The 23013-nt window shown below is 70.8% G+C and carries 18 protein-coding genes and 3 pseudogenes; 7 read left to right on the forward strand and 14 right to left on the reverse strand.

The features are described from left to right. Positions 1 to 195 precede the first annotated feature (195 nt). Positions 196 to 1575, reverse strand: coding sequence for an NAD-dependent succinate-semialdehyde dehydrogenase (locus tag ACZ7IB_RS38635; protein ID WP_470919180.1), 1380 nt, complete (start codon positions 1573 to 1575; stop codon positions 196 to 198). A 13-nt stretch (positions 1576 to 1588) separates the two neighbouring features. Continuing rightward, a complete protein-coding gene (locus tag ACZ7IB_RS38640; protein WP_470919181.1) occupies positions 1589 to 3307 on the reverse strand; it encodes a thiamine pyrophosphate-dependent enzyme in 1719 nt (572 codons plus the stop codon). Between the two features lie 241 nt (positions 3308 to 3548). Between ACZ7IB_RS38640 and ACZ7IB_RS38645 the strand changes: the two genes are divergently transcribed. Continuing rightward, on the forward strand, positions 3549 to 4496 hold the full coding sequence (locus ACZ7IB_RS38645) for a hypothetical protein (protein ID WP_470919182.1): 948 nt from the start codon (positions 3549 to 3551) through the stop codon (positions 4494 to 4496). Between the two features lie 54 nt (positions 4497 to 4550). Here ACZ7IB_RS38645 and ACZ7IB_RS38650 read toward each other — a convergent pair whose 3' ends face one another. Continuing rightward, positions 4551 to 5468, reverse strand: a complete 918-nt coding sequence (locus ACZ7IB_RS38650) for a LysR family transcriptional regulator (RefSeq protein WP_470919184.1) — start codon at positions 5466 to 5468, stop codon at positions 4551 to 4553. Positions 5469 to 5649: 181 nt separating this feature from the next. On the opposite strand from ACZ7IB_RS38650, the gene ACZ7IB_RS38655 reads away from it, so the two are divergent. Both ACZ7IB_RS38655 and ACZ7IB_RS38660 read left to right on the forward strand, forming a co-directional pair. Further along, positions 5650 to 7644: an S-methyl thiohydantoin desulfurase domain-containing protein gene (locus ACZ7IB_RS38655; protein WP_470919186.1), complete on the forward strand. Its 1995-nt coding sequence runs from the start codon at positions 5650 to 5652 to the stop codon at positions 7642 to 7644. Next, positions 7638 to 9188, forward strand: a complete 1551-nt coding sequence (locus tag ACZ7IB_RS38660; RefSeq protein WP_470919187.1) for a helix-turn-helix domain-containing protein — start codon at positions 7638 to 7640, stop codon at positions 9186 to 9188. The genes ACZ7IB_RS38655 and ACZ7IB_RS38660 overlap by 7 nt, the downstream gene beginning before the upstream one ends. 310 nt (positions 9189 to 9498) lie before the next feature. Here ACZ7IB_RS38660 and ACZ7IB_RS38665 read toward each other — a convergent pair whose 3' ends face one another. From ACZ7IB_RS38665 to ACZ7IB_RS38695, 7 genes and pseudogenes are all read right to left on the reverse strand, one after another. Next, entirely contained in the window at positions 9499 to 10614 is a 1116-nt protein-coding gene (locus ACZ7IB_RS38665; protein WP_470919188.1) for a hydantoinase B/oxoprolinase family protein, read from the reverse strand. A 67-nt stretch (positions 10615 to 10681) separates the two neighbouring features. Next, positions 10682 to 11188: a hydantoinase B/oxoprolinase family protein gene (locus ACZ7IB_RS38670; RefSeq protein ID WP_470919190.1), complete on the reverse strand. Its 507-nt coding sequence runs from the start codon at positions 11186 to 11188 to the stop codon at positions 10682 to 10684. Next, a complete protein-coding gene (locus ACZ7IB_RS38675) occupies positions 11185 to 11799 on the reverse strand; it encodes a hypothetical protein (RefSeq protein WP_470919229.1) in 615 nt (204 codons plus the stop codon). Before ACZ7IB_RS38675 ends, ACZ7IB_RS38670 begins: the two co-directional genes overlap by 4 nt. Next, positions 11788 to 12888: pseudogene (locus tag ACZ7IB_RS38680) on the reverse strand (hydantoinase/oxoprolinase family protein); the annotation flags it as partial. The gene ACZ7IB_RS38675 and the pseudogene ACZ7IB_RS38680, both read right to left, overlap by 12 nt. Positions 12889 to 12911: 23 nt before the next feature. Then, the gene (locus ACZ7IB_RS38685) at positions 12912 to 14195 is read right to left on the reverse strand and encodes an aspartate aminotransferase family protein (protein WP_470919191.1); all 1284 of its coding nucleotides are present in this window, start codon (positions 14193 to 14195) and stop codon (positions 12912 to 12914) included. Next, a complete protein-coding gene (locus tag ACZ7IB_RS38690) occupies positions 14192 to 15034 on the reverse strand; it encodes a nitrilase-related carbon-nitrogen hydrolase (RefSeq protein WP_470919193.1) in 843 nt (280 codons plus the stop codon). The genes ACZ7IB_RS38685 and ACZ7IB_RS38690 overlap by 4 nt, the downstream gene beginning before the upstream one ends. A 254-nt stretch (positions 15035 to 15288) precedes the next feature. Then, positions 15289 to 16203 carry a hypothetical protein gene (locus tag ACZ7IB_RS38695; protein ID WP_470919195.1) on the reverse strand — a complete coding sequence of 305 codons (915 nt, stop codon included), beginning with the start codon at positions 16201 to 16203 and terminating at the stop codon, positions 15289 to 15291. Positions 16204 to 16294: 91 nt separating this feature from the next. Here ACZ7IB_RS38695 and ACZ7IB_RS38700 point away from each other — a divergent pair, with 91 nt between their 5' ends. Continuing rightward, positions 16295 to 16588 (forward strand): hypothetical protein, encoded by a 294-nt coding sequence (locus ACZ7IB_RS38700; protein ID WP_470919196.1) that lies wholly within the window; start codon positions 16295 to 16297, stop codon positions 16586 to 16588. Positions 16589 to 16751: 163 nt separating this feature from the next. Beyond that, positions 16752 to 17843: a Rieske 2Fe-2S domain-containing protein gene (locus tag ACZ7IB_RS38705; protein ID WP_470919197.1), complete on the forward strand. Its 1092-nt coding sequence runs from the start codon at positions 16752 to 16754 to the stop codon at positions 17841 to 17843. Between the two features lie 68 nt (positions 17844 to 17911). On the opposite strand, the pseudogene ACZ7IB_RS38710 reads toward ACZ7IB_RS38705, so the two are convergent. Both ACZ7IB_RS38710 and ACZ7IB_RS38715 read right to left on the reverse strand, forming a co-directional pair. Continuing rightward, positions 17912 to 18172: pseudogene (locus tag ACZ7IB_RS38710) on the reverse strand (hypothetical protein); the annotation flags it as partial. A 168-nt stretch (positions 18173 to 18340) separates the two neighbouring features. Next, a complete protein-coding gene (locus ACZ7IB_RS38715) occupies positions 18341 to 18610 on the reverse strand; it encodes a helix-turn-helix domain-containing protein (RefSeq protein ID WP_470919199.1) in 270 nt (89 codons plus the stop codon). A 41-nt stretch (positions 18611 to 18651) separates the two neighbouring features. Between ACZ7IB_RS38715 and map the strand changes: the two genes are divergently transcribed. Next, positions 18652 to 19419, forward strand: coding sequence for a type I methionyl aminopeptidase (gene map, locus ACZ7IB_RS38720; protein WP_470919200.1), 768 nt, complete (start codon positions 18652 to 18654; stop codon positions 19417 to 19419). Between the two features lie 21 nt (positions 19420 to 19440). On the opposite strand, the gene ACZ7IB_RS38725 is transcribed toward map, so the two are convergent. Beyond that, on the reverse strand, positions 19441 to 20190 hold the full coding sequence (locus tag ACZ7IB_RS38725) for a glycoside hydrolase family 75 protein (protein ID WP_470919202.1): 750 nt from the start codon (positions 20188 to 20190) through the stop codon (positions 19441 to 19443). Positions 20191 to 20337: 147 nt separating this feature from the next. Beyond that, a complete protein-coding gene (gene ggt, locus ACZ7IB_RS38730) occupies positions 20338 to 22146 on the reverse strand; it encodes a gamma-glutamyltransferase (RefSeq protein ID WP_470919203.1) in 1809 nt (602 codons plus the stop codon). A gap of 105 nt (positions 22147 to 22251) precedes the next feature. On the opposite strand from ggt, the pseudogene ACZ7IB_RS38735 reads away from it, so the two are divergent. Further along, positions 22252 to 22990, forward strand: a pseudogene (locus tag ACZ7IB_RS38735) (hypothetical protein); the annotation flags it as partial. Positions 22991 to 23013 lie beyond the last annotated feature (23 nt).

Here is a 23013-nt window from a genome sequence, read left to right on the forward strand (position 1 = left end):
CTCGGGGACGTTTTTTTCTTCCCCCCCCCCCCCCCCCCCCCCCCCCCCAAACCCCTCCCCTCCCCCCCCCCCCCCCCGCGGCCCCCCCCCCCCCCCCCCGCGTTGTATACGTGCGCCGCCGATGGCAAACGGGCAGGTATCGGACGGCGGTGGCGGTTGACGTCCGGGCGACAGGTGACGTTCGAGGGGCCCCGGCTAGCGCTTGACGCGAATCAGCTTCTTGTTGACGAACTCGTCCATGCCGTACCTGCCGAGTTCACGGCCGATCCCGGACCGCTTGATCCCTCCGAAGGGGAGCTCGGCGGCGGTGCCGGGGGCGTCGTTGATGTACACCATCCCGGCTTCCAGGCGGTCGGCGACTCGCAGTACGTGCTCCTCGTCGTCGCCCTGGACGACCGCGCCGAGGCCGTACGGGCTGTTGTTGGCGAGCGCGATCGCCTCTTCCTCGTCGGCCACTCGGTGGATGAGGGCGACGGGGCCGAACAGTTCCTCGTGGAAGGCGCGCATCCGGTCGGTCACCCCGGTGAGGACCGTCGGCTCGTACCAGGCGCCGGGGCGGTCGATGCGGCGGCCTCCGGTGAGGACCGTCGCGCCGTGTGCCACCGCGTCGTCGACCTGGGCGGCGAGCCCCTCGGCGGCGGCGACGGAGGAGAGCGGGCCCAGGAAGGTGGCGGGGTCGGTGGGGTCGCCGGGCTCGACCGCCCGTACCTCGGCGGTGAACTGCTCGACGAACGCGTCGTACTGCTCGTCGAGGACGATGATGCGTTTGGCGGCGTTGCAGGCCTGGCCCGCGTTGCCGAACCGGCCGACGAAGGCCTGCTGGACGGCGCGGGTCAGGTCGGCGCCGCCGAGCACGAGGAAGGGGTCGGAGCCGCCGAGCTCCAGTACGACCTTCTTCAGGTGCCTTCCGGCGATCTCGGCGACCGCGGCCCCCGCCCGCTCGGAGCCGGTCAGCGAGACGCCCTGCACCCGCGGGTCCGCGATGACGTCGGCCACCTGCTCGTCGGAGGCGAAGAGGTTGATGTAGGCGCCCTCGGGCAGGCCCGCGTCACGGAAGATCTGCTCCATGGCGAGCGCGGACGCGGGACACTGGGGGGCGTGCTTGAGCAGGATCGTGTTGCCCAGCATCAGATTGGGCGCCGCGAACCGGGCGACCTGGTAGTAGGGGTAGTTCCACGGCATGATTCCCAGGAGCGGCCCGACCGCCTCCTTGCGGACGACGGCGGTGCCGCCCGCGACGACGGCCAGCTCCTCGTCGGCCAGGAAGGCGGCGCCGTTGTCGGCGTAGTAGCGGTAGATCGACACGACGATGTCGATCTCGATCCCGGCCTGTGTGACGGGCTTGCCCATCTCCTGAGTGATCAGGGCGGCCAGGTCGTCCCTGCGTTCGGCGTGCAGATCGGCGACGCGGTGCAGCAGGGCGGCCCGGTCCTCGACGGGGCGCCCGCGCCAGTCGGTCTGCGCGGCGGCGGAGGCGGCCAGGGCCTGGGCGATCGATACGTCGGTGGCCTGTGGATAGTGCCGGACCGTTGCTCCGGTGGCCGGGTCGACGATGGCGTACTGAGTGGTGGTCATGGCGTGTACTCCCTTACGGCAGGGGGATGTTCTGGTCGACGACGACGTGGATGACGGCGGGCCTGCGCTCGCCCGTCACGGCCTTGAGCGCACGCTCGACGGCCCCGGCCGCCTGGTCGTCGGCGGTGACGGTCTCGCCGTGGGCGCCGAAGGCACGCGCGTAGGCGGCGAAGTCGGGGTTGGCCAGCTGGGTGCCGCTGATCCGGCCCGGATAGTGGCGTTCCTGGTGCTCGCGGATCGTTCCGTACTGCCGGTTGTCCATCAGGATCACGAGAAAGGCCGCACCGTACTGCACTGCCGTGGCGATCTCCTGACCATTCATCAGGAACTCGCCGTCGCCCGCGATGGCGACGGTCAGCCGGCCGGGGCTCTCCAGCGAGGCGGCGAGGGCGGCCGGGACGCTGTAGCCCATGGAGCCGTTGCGCATGCTGAGCTGACTTGGGAAGACCCGGGTCGGCAGATAACGCTGGGCCCAGATGCAGTGGTTGCCGGCGCCGAAGGTGTAGACGGCGTCGCCGGGGAGCCGTTCGACGAGTTCGGCGACGACGCTCGTCATGTGGGCGGTGCCCGGTGCGGTCGCCGGGAGCCCGGCGCCGGTGCGGGCCTCGGCGGGCAGCGCGGCGTGCCGCGCCTGCTCCTCGCGGGCCCCGGCGGTCCACTGCGTCCAGTCGGGGTGACCGGTCAGGTCGAGGCCGGCCAGGGCTTCGGTGAAGGTGTCGGGGGCTGCGAGTATCTGCCGGGTGAGGGCGCCGCTGCGACCGCGCAGGGTGGCGTCGATGTTGGCGACGACGGTGGTGGACGACGGGGACTGGCGCAGCGTGTAGCCGTCGCTGGGCACGTCGGTCAGTACGCCGCCGATACAGAGCAGCAGGTCGGCCTCCTCCACCCGGCGGGCCAGCGAGTCGAGTCGGCCGTATCCCAACTGGCCTGTGTTGACCGGTGAGTCGAAGGGCACCCGGTCGGAGGCCCGCCAGTCCTGGGCGACCGGAATGCGGTGGCGCTCGGCGAAGGCGGTGAGCCGGGCGGCGGCGCGAGGGGTCCAGCGGGGGCCGCCGGTGAGGATGAGCGGACGTTCGGCGCGGACGAACAGCTCACGCAGCGCGTCGAGTTCGGCGGGGGCGACGCCGCCGTCCGTCACCGGGACGACCGGGTGGAGCTCCGGCGGTGCGGGGCGGGTGATGATGTCCTCGGGCAGCCCGACGACGACCGGCCCGGGACGGCCCGAACGGGCGGCGAAGAAGGCCTCGGCGACCAGTTCGGAGGCGCGCTCCGGCTGGTCGAGGAGGAGGACCCGCTTGGCCTGCGTACCGAACCAGGCGCGCGGGTCGAAGTCCTGGAAGGCCTCGCGGTCGCGGTGGTCACTCGGGATCAGGCCGACGAACAGAACGAGCGGTGTGGCGTCCTGCCAGGCGGCGTGGACGGCCACATAGGCGTTGGCGGCGCCGGGGCCGCGGGTGACCATGGCGACGCCGGGCTCACCGGTGAGCTTTCCATGCGCCTCCGCCATGTAGGCGGCGCCGCCCTCGTGGCGGCAGACGACGGTGGTGATGTCGGAGTCGTGCAGTCCGTCGAGGAGGTCGAGGTAGCTCTCGCCGGGGACGGCGAAGACGCGCCGGACCCCGTGCAGGGCAAGGGACTCGACGATGGCGTGACCGGCGGAGCGGGGAGCGGCCGAGCGGCTACGGGGGCGCTCGGCGCCGGGGCGTGCGGAAGCGGGTGACGTGACGGTCACTGACGGGTCCTTCGAGGAGGGGACGGGAGGTGCGGCGCGGCTGCGGATACGGATGCGCTCGGCGGGTCCCGTCAGTATCGGAAGCCATCAACCATGCCGTCCAATACACAAATGGCAGCTTGACCATAACCATCGGGTATGAAGCCGGGAGACCCGTGTCGTGCCCCCGGGCGAGGGAACCTCCCGGGCGTCACGGGACCGGTCCGGGCCTTCGTTGGGACCTGCGGCCTATCTTCGGCCCATGATCAGAAACGGATTCATCGTCTCGGCAGTGGCCTGCGCCTCGATCGCCACGGCGGCCCTCGGGGCCCAAGCGACCGGGCCGTCGGACGGATGGAAGCGGGTCGGGACCGGCATCCAGGGCGGCGTGAGCGGCATGGCGCTGGCCGAGGGCGCACCCGTGGACCCCGACGGGGCCGATGCCGTCATCGTGCGGGACAACAAGGCGGACCGCGAGAGCCGGGTGGCCACCGTGCGGCTGAGGCCCGGCAGGGCACCCATCACCACCGAACTGCCCTGGCTCGGCGTACTGCCGAAGGATCTGGAGGCGCTCGACGCGGTGCCCGGCCTCGTCGGCCACTACATCGCCCTGGCTAGCAACGGCGACGCGTACCACATCGTTGTGGCGAACGGTCGCGCGACCGTTCAGGCCGGTCCCGTCACCGTGCCGGGCAGGCAAGACGGCGACAACTACGAGAGCTTCGCACTGCACCGCGACGAGTCGGGCAAGGTCTTCGCGGTGTGGGCCACCCGGGGCAGCGGCGAACGGAAGGCCGTCGTACGCGCGGCGTCGGCGACCATCGGCGCACGCGGTCTCGGCTTCGGCTCCCCCACCACTCGGCAGGAGTTCGCCGTACCGTATCCGAACGAGGACGAGGTGCGGCACATCAGTGACCTGAAGGTCCTGGCGGACGGGACCGTCCTGGTGTCGTCGGCGTCGGATCCCAATGTGGACGACGGACCGTTCAGCTCCGCGGTCTACGACGCCGGACGGCTCACCGTGAACGGCGCGCACGACGCCGTGCTGCGGCTGAGAACGGCCGACGAGCTCACCCCGCTCCGCCGTTTCACCAAGCAGGACGACCGCAAGATCGAAGCGATCGCGTTCCTGCCCGGTGGGCGGGCCGTCTGGGGCACGGACGACGAGAACCACGGCGGCTGGGTGAAGTTCGACCGCGTCACGCCGTAGCCGTCGCGTATCAGCACGCCTCGGCACGCGTGCGCTGTCGCTGCCGCGGAACCGTCAGGGCCGCGGGGGCGCCGGGATCACCACGTCCCCCTGTCCCACGAGAAAGTCCCGCAGCCGCACCGCCGTCGCGCGAATGGTGTCGGCCGCGAAGTGCCCCGGCAGCCAGGCCACATGGAGCGGTACCTGAAGCACCTCCCTGCGCCCGGCCCCTTCCGCCGTGATCCACAGCGCATGCGCCCCGTACCGCGGCAGATCCGTACTGACCCCGATCCCGTGCCCTGCCACCGCGAGTGCCTCCACGGTCGGGCCGTCCTCGCATTCGGTGAGCCGCTCGGGTGCGAGATGTGCCGCGCCGAGCGCGTTGTCGAGCACGGCGCGACTGACGCTCGAGCGCGAGTGGGCGAACAGCCGGTCGCCGCAGATCTCGGCGAGGCCGATCTCCGTGCGGCCCTCCTCGGCCCAGGGGTGGCCGGGGGCGACATGCGCCTTCAGCCCGGTGCCGCCGAGGTCGACGGTCTCGAAGCCCTCGACCATCGGCGTCGGGGACACGATGAAGTCCGCCTCGTCCAGGAGTTCGTCGTTGAGCGCGAAGTGGCCGGCCTGCCGGGTGATCAGCGGCGGATCGTCCGGGCCCGTCGTGGCGATGAACGGCGCGAGGAAGCCCCGGATGGTTGCCGCAGTCGCGGCGACCGTCAGCTGCGCGACCCGCCCGGAGCGGAGCCCCTCGACCGCGGCCTCCATCTGGCGGGTCTCCGCGATGACCCGACGGGCAAGGGGGACGAAGGCGCGTCCGGAGGCGGTCAGCACCAGCCGGTTGCCGCGCGGCTCGAAGAGCGTCATCCGGACCTCGCGCTCCAGCGTCTTGAGCTGACGGCTCAGTCCCGGCTGGGCGACATGGAGGGTGGCAGCGGCTGAAGTGATGGTCCCGGCCTCGACGACGGCGAGGAAATAGAGGAGGCGCCGGTAGTTCATCGGCCGATGATAGCGACGCCGGAAGATAACGAAACGATGACAGGTCCGGTCCAAATGCTGGGTACGGTTCATGCACTCGTCCCTTACGCGGCGTGATCCGATCACCACCGACGGCGAGCCTCGGACGCATCACCGGACGCCCCCGATGTCCGGTGTCCACTGACAGGTCCGGGAGGATCACGTGTCCCTGTCGCGCTCCGCGCGTACGGTGCTGGCCGCCGCCACCGTCGCCGCCTTCGCACTGCCGCTCGCCACCACGGCCGCCCACGCCCAGGAGTCCGGGGCAGCGGCCGCTGCCCCGTACGCCGGTCTGCCGTCCGGTACCAAGCAGGCCAAGACCCTGGTCATCGGTATCGACGGCGCCACCTTCGACGCCTTCTCGCGCGCCGACGTACCGCACATCGAGCAGCTGATGGCCAAGGGCCTGACCGCACGAGGCAACCTGTACGCCAACCCGATGGCCCCGACCGTCTCCGGTGCCGGCTGGTCGTCCGTCGCCACAGGCGTCTGGCCCGACAAGCACAACGTGAAGGACAACAACTTCACTGCCCCCGACTACGGCCAGTACCCGGACTACGCGACCCGGCTGGAGACCGCCGACCCGGCCACGTCCACCCTGGTCGTCGGCATCTGGAGCCCGATCCCGCAGATGACCGCGCAGGGCAAGCCCGTGAAGGGCGCGAAGGTCACGGCCGAGCTGACGGCCGGCGGCAGGGTGCGCAAGCTGACCGGTACGACGAAGAAGGACGGCTCGGTGCGCTTCAAGGCCACCGTGCCGCGGGATGTCGCCGAGGCCGTGCTGACCGTCACCGATGTGCGCTACCAGCACCTCCCGTACTACGGCGAGCTCGACCCGGTCCGCACCCTGGACCTCACCCGCCCCACCGGCCACCGGGGCTGCGGACGGGCCCCGGTCGGTGACTCCGGGGCCCGGCCGGTGTTCATGGCCTTCGTCATCGAGTCGTGGGAACAGCTCGCCCTCGTCTATGTCTCCGGCGATCTCGGTGACGCGTTCTCCATCGACGCGGGCCGGATCGGCTGGGTTCTCTCCGCCGTCGCGCTCGGCATGATCCCGGGTGCACTGGTCTGGGGTCCGGTCTCGGACCGGATCGGCCGGCGCGCGATGTGTTTGTGGAGCCTGTCCGCGTACGGAGTGATCGCGCTGGCCAGTGCCTTCTCGCCGAACTTCACGGTCCTGCTCGTCACCCGGGTGCTGTCGGGTCTGCTGAGCGGGCTGCGGCTCTGTGTGACCGTCACCCTGGTCGGCTCATCGGCGGCCCTGGCCGAGCAGCTGCCGACGGGTGCGGAGACGGTACGGGCGATGCGCGCCCTGGAACGGCTGCTCGGCGCCCGGGCGGACGCGGTCGTCGCGCTGAACACGGCTGCGGAGAACGCCCTGCTCTCGGTGGCCGCCGCGGCGGACTGCGGGCTTCCGCTGGTCGACGGCGACGGCTGCGGGCGGGTGCTACCGCTGCTGGAACAGTCGACGTTCACCCTGGCCGGGGTGGCCGCGGCACCGCTCGCGCTGGCGACCCCTTCGGGCGATGTGGTCGTGGTGGAGTCCGCGGGCGGACGCGTGGAGGACCTGGTGCGGCCGCTGGTTCCGGCGGCGGGCGGCTGGGCGGTGGCCGTCTGCTACGCGATGCCGGGCGAGGTCCTGGCCGGTTGTGTGGTGCCGGGCACGGTGAGCAGGGCGATCCGCGCGGGCACGGCGGCGCCCCGCGATCTGTTCGCACCCTGGTCGCTGCGGCGGCTGTGCCGGGGCCGGATCACGGCGGTGGAGCACCCGGCGGACGAGTACGGCTACGGGGCGCCGGAACCGTACAGCCGGCTCGCCGGCCCCGAGGCATCCCCGTGGCCCGCGCTGCCGTCGCGCCCGACGAGTGTGCTGGTCGCCGAGACGGAGGGGCTCGGCCGCCACTTCCGTCTGGAGGCGCACAACGAGGTGCTGCTGGCGCTGGCTGACGGGGCGCCGGTCGCCGCGGCCCCGGACCAGATCCTGATCCTGTCCGCCTCCGCCGACCGGCGCGTGCTGGACGTGGAACGGGCGGTGCCGGGCGTGGAGGTCGAAGTGGTGGTCATCCCCGCCGCGCCCGCCTGGCACACACCCGAGGGCCGTCGGCTGGCCCATGCGGGCGCGGTCGATCCGCACGGCGCACAGGAGGACTCATGGTGAACCGACCATCCGGCCGCGTGGTCCGCGAGGGCGCGCTCACCGTCGCGGAACTCGTCCAGCAGGGACGGCTCGCCGAAGTCCGGATGTCCGGGGCGAGCGGCCGGGACACCGAGGTGCGGTCGGTGCGCATCGTGGACCGTACGACGGCGCTCGACACCCTCGAACCGCACACGGCGGTCGTACTGACCGGCCGGGTGGCCGCCGCGGGCTGGACCGTGGAGATGGCGCTGCGCAAGGCGTGGGAGCACGCAGCGGCCTGTGTCGTGGTCACCGAGTCGGCGGGCCGGCCGGGTTCGGTGGGGGCGCTCGCCGACCGGCTCGGGGTGCCGCTGCTGGTGATCGACGAGGACGCGCTGGACGCCGCCGTCCGGATCGCCTCAGCCGTCGCCCGCCCGGACGCCGGGCGGACCGCACTGGTGGCACAGGCGGCCCGGGCGCTCGCCGACGCCGGACCGCACGCCGGGCGGGTACTGTCCGCGCTGCACGCGGTACTGCCGTCCACGGCGGTGGCGCTGACCGGGCCGACCGGTGAGGTGCTGGCGGGCCGACGGGCCGCGCTCTCGGCGGAGGGCGGTGCGCTCACCGTCCGGGTGGAGGTCCCGGACGGCGACGGCGGCTCGTTGGGCGTCCTGCTGGCCCGGTCGGGCTCGCGCGTCGCGGGGTGGGGAGAGACGGTCCGGGATGTGCTCCGCCTCGCGGTCGCTCCGCTCACGGCGTGGTGCGCGGTGCGCCGCCTGGACGACGAACGGACCGGCCACCGCGCGGAGTTGCTGCTGCACCGGCTACTGGAGGCGGATGCCGGGGCTACGGGCGACGACGGGCCCGGGGCGGGGCCGGGTGAGGACGAGCGTGCCGAGGCGGCGGCGCTGGGCTGGCCGGCCCGTGGCCCGCTCGTCGCGTACGCGCTGCGCCCCGTAGCGGGCCGGGCAGGGCCGGACCCCGGCCCTGCGCTGCGCGCGGTGTGGGCGGCGGCGGGTCCGGGAGGGCCGCTGGTCGCGTACAAGGGTTGCTGGGTGGCCTGGCAGTCGGTGACCCCGGCGGACGGCACGGACCCGCTCGACGACGCGGGCCGGCATCTGTCCGACGCCCTCTGTGCCCTGGCCGCCTATGTGCCGGTCGCGGGCGGCGTGGCGGGCACGGCGTCCTCGTTGTCCGCCCTCGGCCCGGTCCTCGCCGACGCGTGCGCGGCGGCCGGGGTCGCGGCCGCCGGGGATCCGGGCAGCGTGGTGCGCGGGGACCGGATGGGCGCGGCCCAGCTCCTGTCCGCCGTACCGACGGACTTGCTGCGCGGCCCTGCGGAGGTGGTGCTCGCCCCACTGATCGAGGCGGACCGGGACGGCACCCTGCTGCGTACGCTGGCGGTCGTCCTCGACGCGGGCGCGGCGCCGACGGCGGCGGCCGAGGTGCTCGGGGTGCACCGCAACACGGTGGCGGCCCGGCTGGAGCGTATCCGCGCACTGGGCTTCGATCCTGACGATGCGTCACAACGACTGGCGCTCCATCTGGCGTGCCGGGTACTGCTGTCCGGGGACGGCGAGCACTGAGCGGCTCACCGGCCGCCGTGCCTGCGGGGTTACCGGCTGCTGCGCAGGATCTCGCGCGCCGGCCGCTCCCGGGCCTCGGCCGGCTCGCCGTCGGTCGTCCGTCGCCTCTCCGCGTCCGCGTCCGCGAGCACGGTGGCGGATACCGGAGGCCGGGCGAGCAGGGCTGCGCGGCGCAGATGAGTCGCCGGGTGGGTCGCGTCGGCGCTGCGGCCCTCGGAACACCGGCGCGCCGCGGCACGCCGGCTCCCCCACCTGGCCCGTGCCGGCCTCGCGCAGCGGCAGGGATGCGGCCGAGACGGAGATCCGTCCGTCAGGCTCCGTAGACGGCCGCCGCATGCCCCGCCGTCAGCAGCCCTTGCCGCACGTCCTCGGCCACCGCCTCGGCGGACCGCTCCCCCACCGGGCCGAATCCGCCGCCGCCACCGCTCTCGCAGCGCAGCACATCACCCTCGCGCACGGTCAGCGCGTTGACCTTCAGCAGTGAACGCTCACCGTCACGACCCGGGTTGAGTGTCACCTGCGGCGGTGCACCGGCCGTACCGCCGAAGACGCCCCAGGCCGGGGTGACCGACCGCTCCCACCACAGGGAGAGCTGCTGGTCGGCGGCGAACCGGTACTGGCGCACCACACCGTTGCCCCCGCGCGTACGGCCCGCACCGGCGGAGTCGGGGCGCAGCGCGTACTCCTCGACGCGCACCGGGAAGAGGGTCTCCAGTACCTCGACCGGCATGTCGCGCAGCGAGCCGTTGACATTGTTGATCAGGCAGGACTCGCCGTCGGAGGCCTCCCAGGCGCCCCAGCCGCCGACCGTCGCCTCCTGGGAGACGAAGAGCTTTCCGCTGCGCGGGTCGGTGCCGGTGAACTGGACGATCATCGAGTCGCCGTAGCTTGCCGCCGCGGCGCGGTCCGGGACGGCCGGGGCGAGCGCCTTGACGACCAGGTCGATGACCAGACCGAGGTGCGAGTAGTAGTACTGGCAGGCGGCCGGTTCGACGGCGGCGAGCATGGTGCCGGGCCGGGTCAGTACGTCGAGCGGCTTGAACGAGCCGCCGTTCAGCGGGACTTCGCCGCTGACGAGCAGCTTGTAGCCGACCCTGCAGGCCGCGACGGTCTGCGCGGCACCGCAGTTGACGGGTCCGGTGGCCTGGTCTGCGCAGTCGGTGACATCCATCGTCATGCGGTCGCCGTCGATGGTGACGCGGACGGTGACATGCAGCGGTGTGCCGAGGTCGATGCCGTCGTTGTCGAGATGCCCCGTGGCCTCGTAGACACCGTCGGGGATCGCGGCGATCTCCTGGCGCTCCAGCCGTTCGGTCTGGGCGAAGATCGCGTCACGGGCGGCGAGCACGGTCTCCATGCCCCACCGTCCCACGATCTCCGCGAGCCGTCGCGCACCGGTGCGGGCGCAGGCGACCTGGGCGCGCATGTCGCCGAGGGTGGGGTGCGGGAAGCGAGATCAGATCATGGACGAGTACGCACGGTTCTCCGTTCTCTTAGATCTTCAACGGGCCCATGCGCAAGCCCTCCTGATGGATCGTCGTGGAGTCCATGGAACCGCCCGGATCCTTGGATCCCATGTCGATCCAGTGCGCTCCGGAGGCAGCGAAGCCGACGAGTTCGGCGTCGACGAAGATCGGCGCGTAGACGGTGACGTCGTTGAGATGCGTGCCGCCGATGTAGGAGTCGTTGAGCACCCGGACGTCGCCGGGCCGCCAGACCCCGGCGCCGTACATCTGCTCCGTGGCGCGGGTGCACTCCTCCAGGTTGCCCAGGAAGATGGGCAGGCCGGAGGACTGGCCGAGGACATGGTGGTCGCGGTCCAGGAGCGCGACGGCGCAGTCCTTGGCCTCGTAGATGGTCGGGGTGTACGAGGACCGGATCAGGGTGGTGTTCATGTCCTCGGCTGCCTGGAGCAGCGCGCAGCGGATGATCTCCGTGGTGATGGGGTCGACGGCGACCGGGGTGGTCGGGTCGATGGCGGCCTGGGCCGTACTGGTCATGCGACGCCTCCGAGCTTGATGACGAGGAATCCGTTGTCGTCCACGGTGACCGTGGCGTCCGGCGGGACGACGGTGGTGGAGGTGGCCTCGACGATGACGGCGGGGCCGGGGATGTGCCGCCCGGGGGCGAGGTGTTCACGGCGCAGCACCGCGGTGTCGTGCGCGGCGCCACCGAAGACGACCGGCTTGACGGGGACTTCGGGGGCTTCGCCCGGTGCTGCGGCGTACGGGACGGCGGCGAGTTCGGGGAGTCCGCCGAGCGCGGTGGTGCGCAGGGTGACGAACTCGACGGGCGCCTCGGGGGTCGCGTGGCCGTAGCGGCGTTCGTGGAGCCGGGCGAAGCGTTCGGCGACCGAGGTGAGGAAACCTTCGGCGGCGGGCTCGGCGGGGCCGGACAGCGGCACGGTCAGGGTGTAGTCCTGTCCTTCGTACCGCATGTCGACGGCGTGCTCGATACGGTGCCCGGCCGCCGGTACGCCCTGTTCGGCGAGGGCCTCGAAGCCCTCGGCCCGCAATCCGGCGAGGGCGTCCGCCATGGCCGCGCCGTCGAGGTCGGCGCCCGGGGTGAAGAACTGGAGCGTGAGGTCGCGGCGGACCTCGGTGCCGAGCATGCCCCAGGCGGAGAAAGCGCCGGGGAAGCGCGGTACGACGACCTCCTCGATGCCGAGTTCGCGGGCGATCTCCACGGCATGCATGGGTCCGGCGCCACCGAAGGCAAGAAGCACGAACTCACGCGGCTCCAGGCCGTGTTCGACGGTGAGGGTACGGATCGCCTGGGCCATCTTGGCGTTGGCGACGTCTCAGATGCCGCCGGCCAGCTCGATGGGGTCGAGGCCGAGGACGCCGGCGAGTTCCGCGACGGCGCGGTGGGCCGCTTCGGTGTCCAGGGTCATGTGCCCGCCGGCGAACCAGTCGGGGTCGACGCGGCCGAGGACGGTGTTGGCGTCGGTGACGGTGGCCTGGGTGCCGCCGCGCCCGTAGCAGGCGGGTCCGGGTACCGCACCCGCCGATTCGGGGCCGACGCGCAGTCCGCCCGCCTCGGCGTAGGCGATGGAGCCGCCGCCCGCACCGATGGTGTGCAGGTCGACGAGCGGCATGAGGACGGGAAAGCCGTCGGCTGTGCCCTCGTTGGAGACATTGGGCCGTTCGCCGAGCACGAGCGACACGTCGAAGGAGGTGCCGCCCATGTCGACGCAGATCGCGTTCGGCCTGCCCAGCAGCGCGGAGGCCGCGACGCCGCCCATGGTGCCGCCGATCGGTCCGGACAGCAGGGTCTGGAGGGGGTGGCGGCGGGCGAAGGAGGCGTTGACGACGCCGCCGGAGGACTGCATGACCTGTACGGGAACGGTCAGCCCGTGTGCGGCGAAGCGGTCCTCGATCCGGCCGAGGTAGCGGCGCACGACCGGACCGGTGTACGCCTCCAGGACGGCGGACGAGGTGCGTTCGTACTCACGCCATTCGCGCGCCACCTGGTGGGAGAGCACGATCATCACGTCGTCGCCGAGCTCCTCGGCGAGGATCTCGCCGGCCCGCAGTTCATGGGCGGGGTTGACGTAGGAGAACAGCAGCGCGACGGCGATGGCGTCGAAGCCCTCGTCGCGGGCGCGGCGGGCCGCGGCCCGTACGGCGTCCTCATCGAGCGGGACCAGCTCGGTGCCGCGCGAGTCGCTACACAGCCGCGTACCGGCCGCCGCCCACACCCCCGTCGCTCATCCGTCGCTTCTCATTCCACCGATCGAAGAGCCTCGGCCAGGATCTCCGCGCCCTCCTCCGCCTCCGGGATAGTCAGCGAGAGCGGCGGTGCGATCCGCAGCACGCTGGTGTTGTGGCCGCCGCCCTTGCCGATGAGCAGGCCGCCCTCCCTGGCTGCTTCGAGTACGGCGGCGGCCGCCTCCGGGTTCGCCTCGTCGGTGCCGGGCTTCACCAGCTCGATGCCGATCATCAGCCCCCGGCCGCGTACCTCCCGTACACACTCCGAGGCCGCGCCGATCGCACGCAGCCGCTCGATCAGCAGTCCGCCGACTCGCCGGGCGTTGCCCTGCAGATCGTGTTCGAGGAGGTAGGAGAGGTTGGCGAGGCCGGCCGCCATGGTGACCGGGGAGCCGCCGAAGGTCGAAATGGAGTTGGCGTCGAGGCAGTTCATGACGTCGGCGCGAGCCACGACACCGCCGATCGACATGCCGTTGCCGATGCCCTTGGCGAAGGTGAGGATGTCCGGCGGTCCGTTCTCGCCGTGCGCCTGCCAGCCCCAGAAGTGTTCGCCGGAGCGGCCCCAGCCGGTCTGCACCTCGTCGGAGATCCACAGGATGCCGTGGTGGTCGAGGACCCGGCGGAAGGCCGCGTACAGGCCGTCCGGCGGTGAGGTGAACCCGCCGACGCCCTGGATGGGTTCGGCGATCAGGGCGGCGGGCTCGCGGGTGTGGCCGAGCAGATCCTCCAGGTCGGCGACGCAGGCCGCGATGAACTCCGCGTCGCCGAGGTGCGCGTACGGCCCCCGGGTGCGCACGCCGCCGTGCACGTACAGCGTCTGCAGCGGCGACAGATTCGTGGGCGACCAGGCGCTGTTACCGGTGATGGAGACCGCGGAGAAGGATCTGCCGTGGTAGCTGTTGCGCATCGCGAGGATCTGGTTCGACCTGCGGTACGTGGTGGCGAGCAGCAGGGCAGTGTCGTTGGCCTCGGTACCGGAGGTGGTGAAGAAGACCCGGGCGTCCGGGATGCCGGAGAGCGTGGCGATGCGTTCGGCCAGCTCGACCATCGGCCGGTTGAGGTAGAGCGTGGAGGAGTGGATGATCCGCCCGGCCTGCTCGCTGACCGCCTTGGTCACCTCGGGCAGTGCGTGCGCGGTCATGGTCGTGAGGATGCCGCCGAAGAAGTCGAGGTAGCGCCTGCCGTCGGCGTCCCAGACATGGCGGCCCTCACCGTGGGTGATCTCCACGGGGTTCTTGTAGTAGAGCGCCAGCCAGTCGGGGGTGACGGCGAGATGGCGTTGGTGCAGGCTGCTCACGGCTCCACCAGTCCTTCGTACGCGTCGGGTCGGCGGTCCCGGTAGAACGCCCATTGCTGGCGGACCTCGTCGATGAGCCCGAAGTCGAGGTCGCGGACGAGGAGTTCCTCCTCCTTGTCGCTGGCGACCTCACCGACGAACTGGCCGCGCGGGTCGACGAAGTAGCTGGTTCCGTAGAAGTCGTTGTCGCCGTACTCCTCCTGGCCGACGCGGTTGATCGCGGCGACGAAGTACTCGTTGGCAACGGCGGACGCGGGCTGTTCCAGCTGCCAGAGATGACTGGAGAGGCCGCGCGAGGTGGCGGACGGGTTGTACACCAACTGAGCCCCGTTGAGGCCGAGTTGACGCCAGCCCTCCGGGAAGTGCCGGTCGTAACAGATATAGACACCGACCTTGCCTACGGCGGTGTCGAAGACGGGCCAGCCGACGTTTCCGGGCTTGAAGTAGTACTTCTCCCAGAACCCCTTGACCTGCGGGATGTGATGTTTGCGGTACTTGCCGAGATAAGAACCGTCGGCGTCGATGACGGCAGCGGTGTTGAAGTAGAAGCCGGACTGCTCGATCTCGAAGACCGGCACGACGATCACCATGCCGGTCTCGCGGGCGAGTTCCTGCATCCGCCGGACGGTCGGCCCGTCCGGGACGGCCTCGGCCCATCGGTAGTGCTCGGGTTCCTGCACCTGACAGAAGTAGGGGGCGTTGAACACCTCCTGGAAGCCGATGATCTTCGCGCCCCGGCGGGCGGCCTCGCGCGCATGCTCCTCATGCTTGGCGATCATGGATTCGGTGTCGCCGGTCCAGGTTGCCTGGACGAGTGCGGCGCGTACGACTTGGGACATGAGCTGCTCCTTCGACGCGGCGTCAGAGAGCCTCTACGCGTTTCTACGCCCGTAGACACGTGCGTAGAAGAGAACGTAAGCCCCGTCACACAGCGGGGCAAGACCATCGCCGTGAACCGGCGGAGTCGATCACGTTTCACACCCGTGCGGTCCACACGTTCATTCGCTTTCCGGCTCGGAGAGCGAATGCCTTGTTGGCAAAACTTGTCGACGAGGGGCCGCTCGCCGCGCCGGTCTGCGCGATTCCGCCGACGTCACTGCTCCCAACCGGGGAGCCGCCAGTCGAAGGGAACCAGATCCATCTGCCACCCCGGCGTTTCGGCCAATGTGCCGGCAGCCTCGGGCACCCGCAGAAGGCAGCGGTGGCACAGTAATTCACGTCGCTCGCCGGGGGTCAGCATCCTCTCCTCCGGGCTGAGGTTCTTGGGGTGATCCGGACTGAGGTCCTCGGAGCCGTCGATGTCGACGCGTCCCGCCGCATTGAGTCGCCGGGATGCCGGCGTCCGGTAGTCGAGGCGAAAATCGGTGGCCCACTGCGAATTGTGACCCCAGCCGTGCGACAGGTCGACTGTCGGCCGGTGGCGTCGCAGGTACGTCCAGTACAGCGGGGACCGGTCGGCCACGCCGCGCTGCGCATGGTTGGCTCCGGCGCGGATACGGACTCCGGCCCGGCTGAAGAGCAGCTGTCCGAGCATCAGGCCCGGCCAGACGACCTGGGTGATCCGAATCGGGGCGTGCGGGTCGTCGGCTTGCTCGACGTCGACGATTTCGTGGAGGAACGGGTCGAAGACGGTGTCGTCGAACGGTGTCATGCCCAGCGCGCTGAACAAGTCGAGGTACTCGTGCTGTGAGTGCACCGGCCCTTGGTCCAGCGGATCGTGCCTGTTGTCCCGCGGCCACTCGGGCATCTCGTCAGCAGGAGGCTGGAAGGCGAGGAGGAGCAGATCGCTGACGCGGCTGAGAGCGTAGAGCTCTTGCAGCAGGCACTCGCTCCCCTGAGGTCCCTCCCCGGACCACCAGGCCCCGTCTCCAGCTGCAGTCGCGAGCAAGGCACGGTAATCGCCCCGGGCCCGATCAAGCCACGGCGCTACGATCACGTCGTGGGCGTCCGCCCCGTCGTAGTCACACAAAGCCTTGTAAAGTTCACGGGCATCCACCTCATCAGCCATGCGCGGAGACTACTTGCGATCCGCGGAGGTGATGGACGGATTTTGCGGCATGCCCCCCTCAGCCGGCCGCCGGCGCGGCTAACGTCGCGGCATGGACAGCGAGATCACAACCACGGTCGGCAGACAGCTCTACTCCTTCGACGGCCGCGTGCTGGAGGTCTTCGGCGGCAGCGCCGTCCGCTTCCACGTGCGCCATATGTATCTCTGTGTCAAGGGCCCGGACCGCAAGGGGGCCAGGATCGTGGAGATCTGCCATGGCCGGCCGGAAGCACCGGGTGTGCGCCACATGTGGAAGTACTCCGCCGCGGAGTGGGGTGACCTGCCCGGCCTGGCCCGACTGCTGGACGTGGTGCAGGAGGCTATCGACTCCGCGGCGGACCGGTAAGCGGAGACCCTCTGCGTCACCGAGCGGACTACGTGGACCGTGCCATCACGTACGCCGTCAACGCCTTTCATCTCCCTTCCCGTTCGGGTGATGTGCGGCGTGCCGGGAGGATCTCGGAGCGGTCTGGGCAGTCTCCGGGAGACCGATCCTGAGAGGGGAAGTGGTGGGACTGTCACGCGAGTACGGGCGCGCCATCAGTGAGGGGCCGACGCCGGCCGATGCTGCGGGGGCGCTTGCCCTGCCCTGTCCGAGCGGCTGGTCCGCGCTGGCCTTCTCCGAGGAGCTGCGGCCGGGCGCTGTGCTCACCCGGCCTTTGGCGGGGCAGGACGTGGTGCTGTACAGGCTGGGTACCGGGGCGGTCCGCGCCATCCGTCCGTACTGTCCGCACCTCGGCGCCCATCTCGGTCTGGCGAAGGTCGACGGGGACGATCTCGTATGTCCCTTCCATTTCTTCGCGTTCGGCCCCGACGGCAGGTGCGTGCGCACGGGATACGACACAAAGCCGCCGAGGTCGCCGTTGACGCAGCTGCCGGTGCACGAGGTCAACGGTGCTGTCTTCGTCTGGCGGCATCACGACGGCCGGGCACCGGACTGGTTCATCCCCGACTGGCACGAGATCGGCCACCGGCCTGCCCGTAGCGCCGCCTGGGAGCTGGCCGGCAATGTTCAGGAAGTCATCGAGAACTCGGTGGACCTCGGGCATTTCGCCACCCTGCACGGCTGGGCCAAGGCCGAGATCGGCGGGCCTGTCGTCTACGACGATGCCGCGTTCCACGTGTCCATGCGGGCCCATGAGTCGGCGCCGCTGCTGGGTAACTTCGTCGTCGAGGTGGAGGTGGACGGCTACGGACTCGGTTGCCTGCACGCGGATGTGTACACGCCTCGGATCGGGCTTCGGATGTGCACGATGGTGATGCCGACGGCGATCGCGCCCAACCGGATGCAGTTCCGGCAGAGGAACCGCATCGCCTTCACGGAACCGGCCCGGCTGCCGGCCCCGCTCGCACGGGTGGTGAGCCGAACCGCCGCCCGGCTGCTGGACGGCGCCGTCTTCCGTTCCAGTTGCGAGTTCACCGCCGCCGACTTTCCGATCTGGAATCACAAGCAGTACCAGCAGCCGCCCCGGCTCGCTCCCGGTGACGGGCCGATCGGCCCGTTCCGGCGCTGGGCCCGGCGGTTCTATCCGTCACCGGGCGAGATCGGGGGGACGCGGCTCGACCACAGCGAGCGAAGCGACGGAGCTGAAGTGCCGTGACTGTTCCGGAACCGACCGTCCTCCGGATGTGGCAGCCATTCCGCTCTCACCGGCTGATCTCCGGGACGCTAGCCTGGCCAGGGCGCACCCACGATGCCCGCGACCCGCAGCGCATGGACGGCATCCCACTCCCGCGCCGGCGACACCGCACGAGCTGCGGCCAGCAGCTGCGGTACCAGCTGGTGCGGATCGCCCGCCGCGACCCTGGCCGCGTCCTGCGGGGTCCGTACGCGGATGAAGGCACCCGGCAACGCCTGCGCCTGCGGCCCTCGCCCCGCCCGGTCCAGCGCCACCACCGCATCGGCGATCTCCGCGGCCGACCACGCCACCGGCGGCTCCGGTCGGCGGTCACCGGCCGAGCCGCCAGGCCCTGGCCGGGACCGGCCGCCGACCAACCCCCACGCCCCGGGCAGGGACTCGTTCGACGACCGAGCCACCGCCGCCAGGGCCTGTCCGGCCGATCAGGGCCCATCCGGCGCCCCAGGGCCCGACAGGCCCTACCCGGCCAGCGGCACCACATCCGGCTCCGGGGCGCAGCGCGTGAGCAGTTCGTCCATCGAGAGTCCGAGCACCCCGGCCAGCGCCGCGACGGTGAAGAAGGCGGGGGTCGGGGCGCGGCCGGTCTCGATCTTGCGCAGCGTCTCGGCGGAGATTCCGGCGCTCGCCGCGATCTCGACCATGCTGCGCCCGCCACGCGCCTCGCGGAGCAGCGCTCCGAGGCGTTCGCCGCGGCGGCGCTCTTCCGGGGTCAGGGGCGTTCGTACCATGCCGTCATTCTAATACCGCTGCAACCGGTATAGTAATTGGCATGGTGCAACTCAAGACAGACACATCCATCGAAGCGATGCGCGAGACCGGCCGGGTCGTGGCGCAACTGCTGACGGCCGTACGGGAAGCAGCGGCGGTCGGCGTCTCTTTGCGCGAACTCGACGAGGTGGCCCGCGGGGTCCTCCGCGAGGCGGGTGCCGGGTCGCCGTTCCTGAACTACCGGCCGCATTTCGCCCCCACCCCGTTTCCCGCCGTGATCTGCGCATCGGTCAACGACGCGATCGTGCACGGCATCCCGACCGACCAGCGGCTGCGCGACGGCGATCTGGTGAGCATCGACGCGGGCGCGACGCTCGGCGGCTGGGCGGGCGATTCGGCGATCAGTTTCACCGTCGGGCGCGCCCGGCCGGCGGACACCCGGCTGATCGACACGGCGTTCGCGGCGCTGGAGGCGGGGATCGCGGCGGCGGTCGTCGGCAATCGGATCGGCGACATCGCGCATGCGATCGGCACGGTGTGCCGCAGGGCCGGTTACGGCATTCCGGAGGGGTTCGGCGGCCATGGTGTGGGCCGGTCGATGCACGAGGACCCGGCCGTCCCCAACGAGGGACGGCCGGGTCGCGGGATGCCGTTGCGGCACGGAATGGTGCTGGCGATCGAGCCGATGCTGATCGGCAGCGGCAAGGACTCTTTCCATCCGGACCGGGACGGCTGGACGTTGCGTACGTCCGACGGCAGCCGGGCGGCGCACGCCGAGCACACGGTGGCGATCACCGACGACGGTCCGCGCATTCTGACCGCGCTGTGATCAAAATCCTTTCGCGTTCGTCTAGTTGTTCTGGATGAACTGCTTGGCGAGGGCCTCACCGGCGGTGACGGCGGCGCTGTGGCTTTCGATCGGCGACACCCTGGAGTTCTTGAACAGGATGTAGGTGACGCCGGATTCGGCGCCGCCGGTCTCCGGGTCGGTGTCGATGCCGAGTGCCTTGGCGGTGGCGTACGAGGCCTCGCCGATGATCTTGTTGGGGCCGGTGTCGCCGACGACGGCGTACTCGACCTTGTTGTTGTAGATGACGGCGACGACGCCACCACCCTTGATTCCCGCGTTGTCGTAGTTCCAGATGCTGCTGCTGCTCGGCACGACGACGTACGGCAGTTTCTCGGCGTCCAGCGGCTGGTCGCCGGAGGTGTGGAACGCCGTGTCGTCCTGGAACCACGGGTCGGTGTTCGCGTTGCACGCGGTGGTGATCTGGCCGTCGCAGTCGATGTCCATGTCGGCTTTCCAGAACACGGCACCGTTCTTGCCGCAGACCGGTATATTCGCCGAAGTCTCCTCGTCCGTACGGTACTTGCCGTTGGAGATCTGCGAACACGAGGTGACCTCGGCCAGCAGATCGGCCGCGCTGACGGAGCCCTCCTTGACGCCGGCCCGGTCGGCGGCACCTGAATCCGCCCGGGTCGCGGCGGCAGTGGTGACGGCACCCGAGGCCGGGCGGGCCTGGGCGGCGGGCGTCAACGTGGTGGCCGCGAGCAGGGCGGCGCCGGAGGCAGCGGCGAGGGCGAGCGTTCGAGTACGCACAGTGGGGGTGCCCTTCCAATAGGAAACTTTCCTTACCGACGCGGCCAAGATGGACCTGAAGTCATGTCCCCGTCAAGACCGCAAGGCTGGTTCCTCGTGAAGACCACACGAGGAACCAGCCTTGCACGTAGATCTATTGACGCATCGTCATGGCCGCCCGCTCGGCTTCACGACCACGGCCGAGCCCCCACCCCGGCGCTCCTTCTCCGCAGCCGCCAGCCACCGTCCGTCCGGCAGCCGCTGCACACCTGTCGCCGCCCCGATCTCCGGGTTCAGCTTGAAGACATGCCCCAGCGACTCCAGTTCCGCCCGCACGGGACTGTTCCACAGCCCCGGTTCGAGCTCCGTCGTCGCCGAGTTGCGCTGGCTGGCGCGCGGCGCCGCGATGGCGTCGACCAGCGGCAGCCCCCGGTCGACCTTGCCGATGAGCGACTGCAGCACGGTCGTGATGATCGTGGCGCCACCCGGCGAGCCCAGGGCCAGCACCGGCTCACCGTGCTTCAGCACGATCGTCGGCGAGATGGACGAGCGCGGACGCTTGCCCGGGCCCGGCAGATTCGGGTCGTGGACCGCCGGACTGGCGGGCGCGAACGAGAAGTCGGTCAGCTCGTTGTTGAGCAGATAGCCGCGCCCCGGCACGGTGATGGCGCTGCCGCCGGTCTGCTCGATCGTCAGCGTGTACGCGACGACATTGCCCCACTTGTCGGCCGTCGTCAGATGTGTGGTGTTCTCCCCCTCGTACGTCGTCGGGGCGGCCGGGCCACCGGCCTTGCAGTCGGCCGGGTGGCCGGGGTCTCCCGGCGCGAGCGGGCTGGTGAGCACCGCATCATCCTTGATCAGGCATTCCCGCGAGTCGGCGAACCGCTGACTGAGGAGCCCCTGCGTCGGTACGTCCTCGAACGCGGGGTCGCCGACCCATCGCCCGCGGTCCGCGAACGCGATCCGGCTCGCCTCGATGTAGCGGTGCAGATACTGCGCCTCGCCCGCCTTCGAGAGGTCCGTGGATTCAAGGATGTTGAGCGCTTCGCCGACGCTCGTACCGCCGGACGAGGAGGGTGCCATGCCGTACACGTCGAGGCCGCGGTAGCCGACCTTCGTCGGAGCCTGCCGCAGCGCCCGGTAGGACCGCAGGTCCTTGGCTGTGAGGTCGCCGGGGCGCACGACCCGGGTGGCCTTCGGGTCCACGGGCGGGTTGCGTACGGTCCGTACGACGTCGTCGGCCAGCTCGCCCTTGTACAGCTCGTCGATGCCCTTGCGGCCTACCCGTTCGTACGTACGCGCCAGATCGGGGTTCTTGAAAACCGAGCCGACCACCGGCAGTTGACCGCCCGGCAGGAAGAGCTTGCTCGTCGCCGGGAAGTCGGCGAACCTGGCCTGATTCCCCTCGGTCTGCGAGCGGAACGTACTGTCGACGACGAAACCGTCCCTGGCGAGCCGCTCGGCCGGCTTCAGCACCTGCCGCAGCGACTTGCTGCCCCAGGTGTCGAGCGCGGTGTCCCACGTGGCCGGGGTACCGGGAGTGCCCACGCTCAGTCCACTGGTGACCGCGTCGGCGAAGGCGAGCGGCTTGCCGTGCTCCAGGAACAGCGAGGAGTCCGCGCTGCGCGGTGCGGTCTCCCGGCCGTCGATCGTCTCCACAGTGTGCTTCTTGGCGTTGTAATAGACGAAGTAGCCGCCACCGCCGAGACCTGACGAGTAGGGCTCGGTGACACCGAGCGCCGCCGCGGTCGCCACCGCGGCGTCCACCGCGTTGCCGCCCTTGCGGAGCACCTCGATACCCGCGGCCGAGGCATCCGCGTCGACGCTGGCGACCGCCCCTCCGTAACCCACCGCGACAGGCGACTTCGGCGGTGGTGCGGTCGGTGGTGCAGACGAGGACGGGGCGGCTGCCACAACCGTGACGACAGCGGCGAAAACAACCGGCAACGACACATTCCGCGCGACTGAACGTCGCATGGGCACCTCCAGTGAAGGATTGTCCGCCGCAGGGTAACGCCGCCCCGCCCACCTCGTCAGGACCTCCGTGAACCCGGGGCCGATCGCCCGCTGACATGCCCGCCCATGACTGACGACGTACGCAACATCGTGCTGGGCGTGATAGCCGCGGGTGTCAGCGCCGCGCTGGGCTGGATCGCCCGCACCTGTCTCTGGCGCCGCAGGCTCCGCCGCAAGCGGGCGTTCTTCTGGCTGCCGGGCAACTCCGAGTGCCTGCTCGTCGTCAACCGCGACGCGGGCGGCGACGGTGCCGTCCACCGCCACGACGTCTTCGCCCTGCTCGAACTCTCCGCGCTCATCAAGGACTGTTCGGCACACGCACAGATCCTGTCCCACGACATCGCGCAACAGGGCTTCGGCGAGCGCACCGAATTCTGTGTCGGCGGACCGGTCTCCAACCGGCGGATGGCCGCCCATCTTCATTCGCTGCTGCCCGGCGTGAAGGTGAACACCGATCCGGAGCCGGGCCCCGACCGGGGCGCCTTCCAGATCGGTTCGGAGCATTACCGGGCGGAGAAGGGTGTCGTTCGAACATGTGCTGCTGACGCGATTGACGGTCGGTCAGGGCGCCCGGCCGGTCCTTCTGTTCTGCGGACAGCAGGCGATCACCAACCAGGCGGCCTCCCGCTATCTGGCGCGCAATTACGAGAAGCTGGCCCGCAAGTACGGCAACAACACCTTCTGCCTGCTGCTGAAGGTGGTCAACTCGCAGGCGTACGGGCCCGATGTGGTGGAACTCGTCGCCGATGTGACACGGGCCGCGCAGACCCCGGTACCGGCACCGCGCAACTCGCACCGGGCGACGGGCGACGGGCGACGGGCGACGGG

Source organism: Streptomyces sp. NPDC037301 (genome assembly GCF_055602785.1).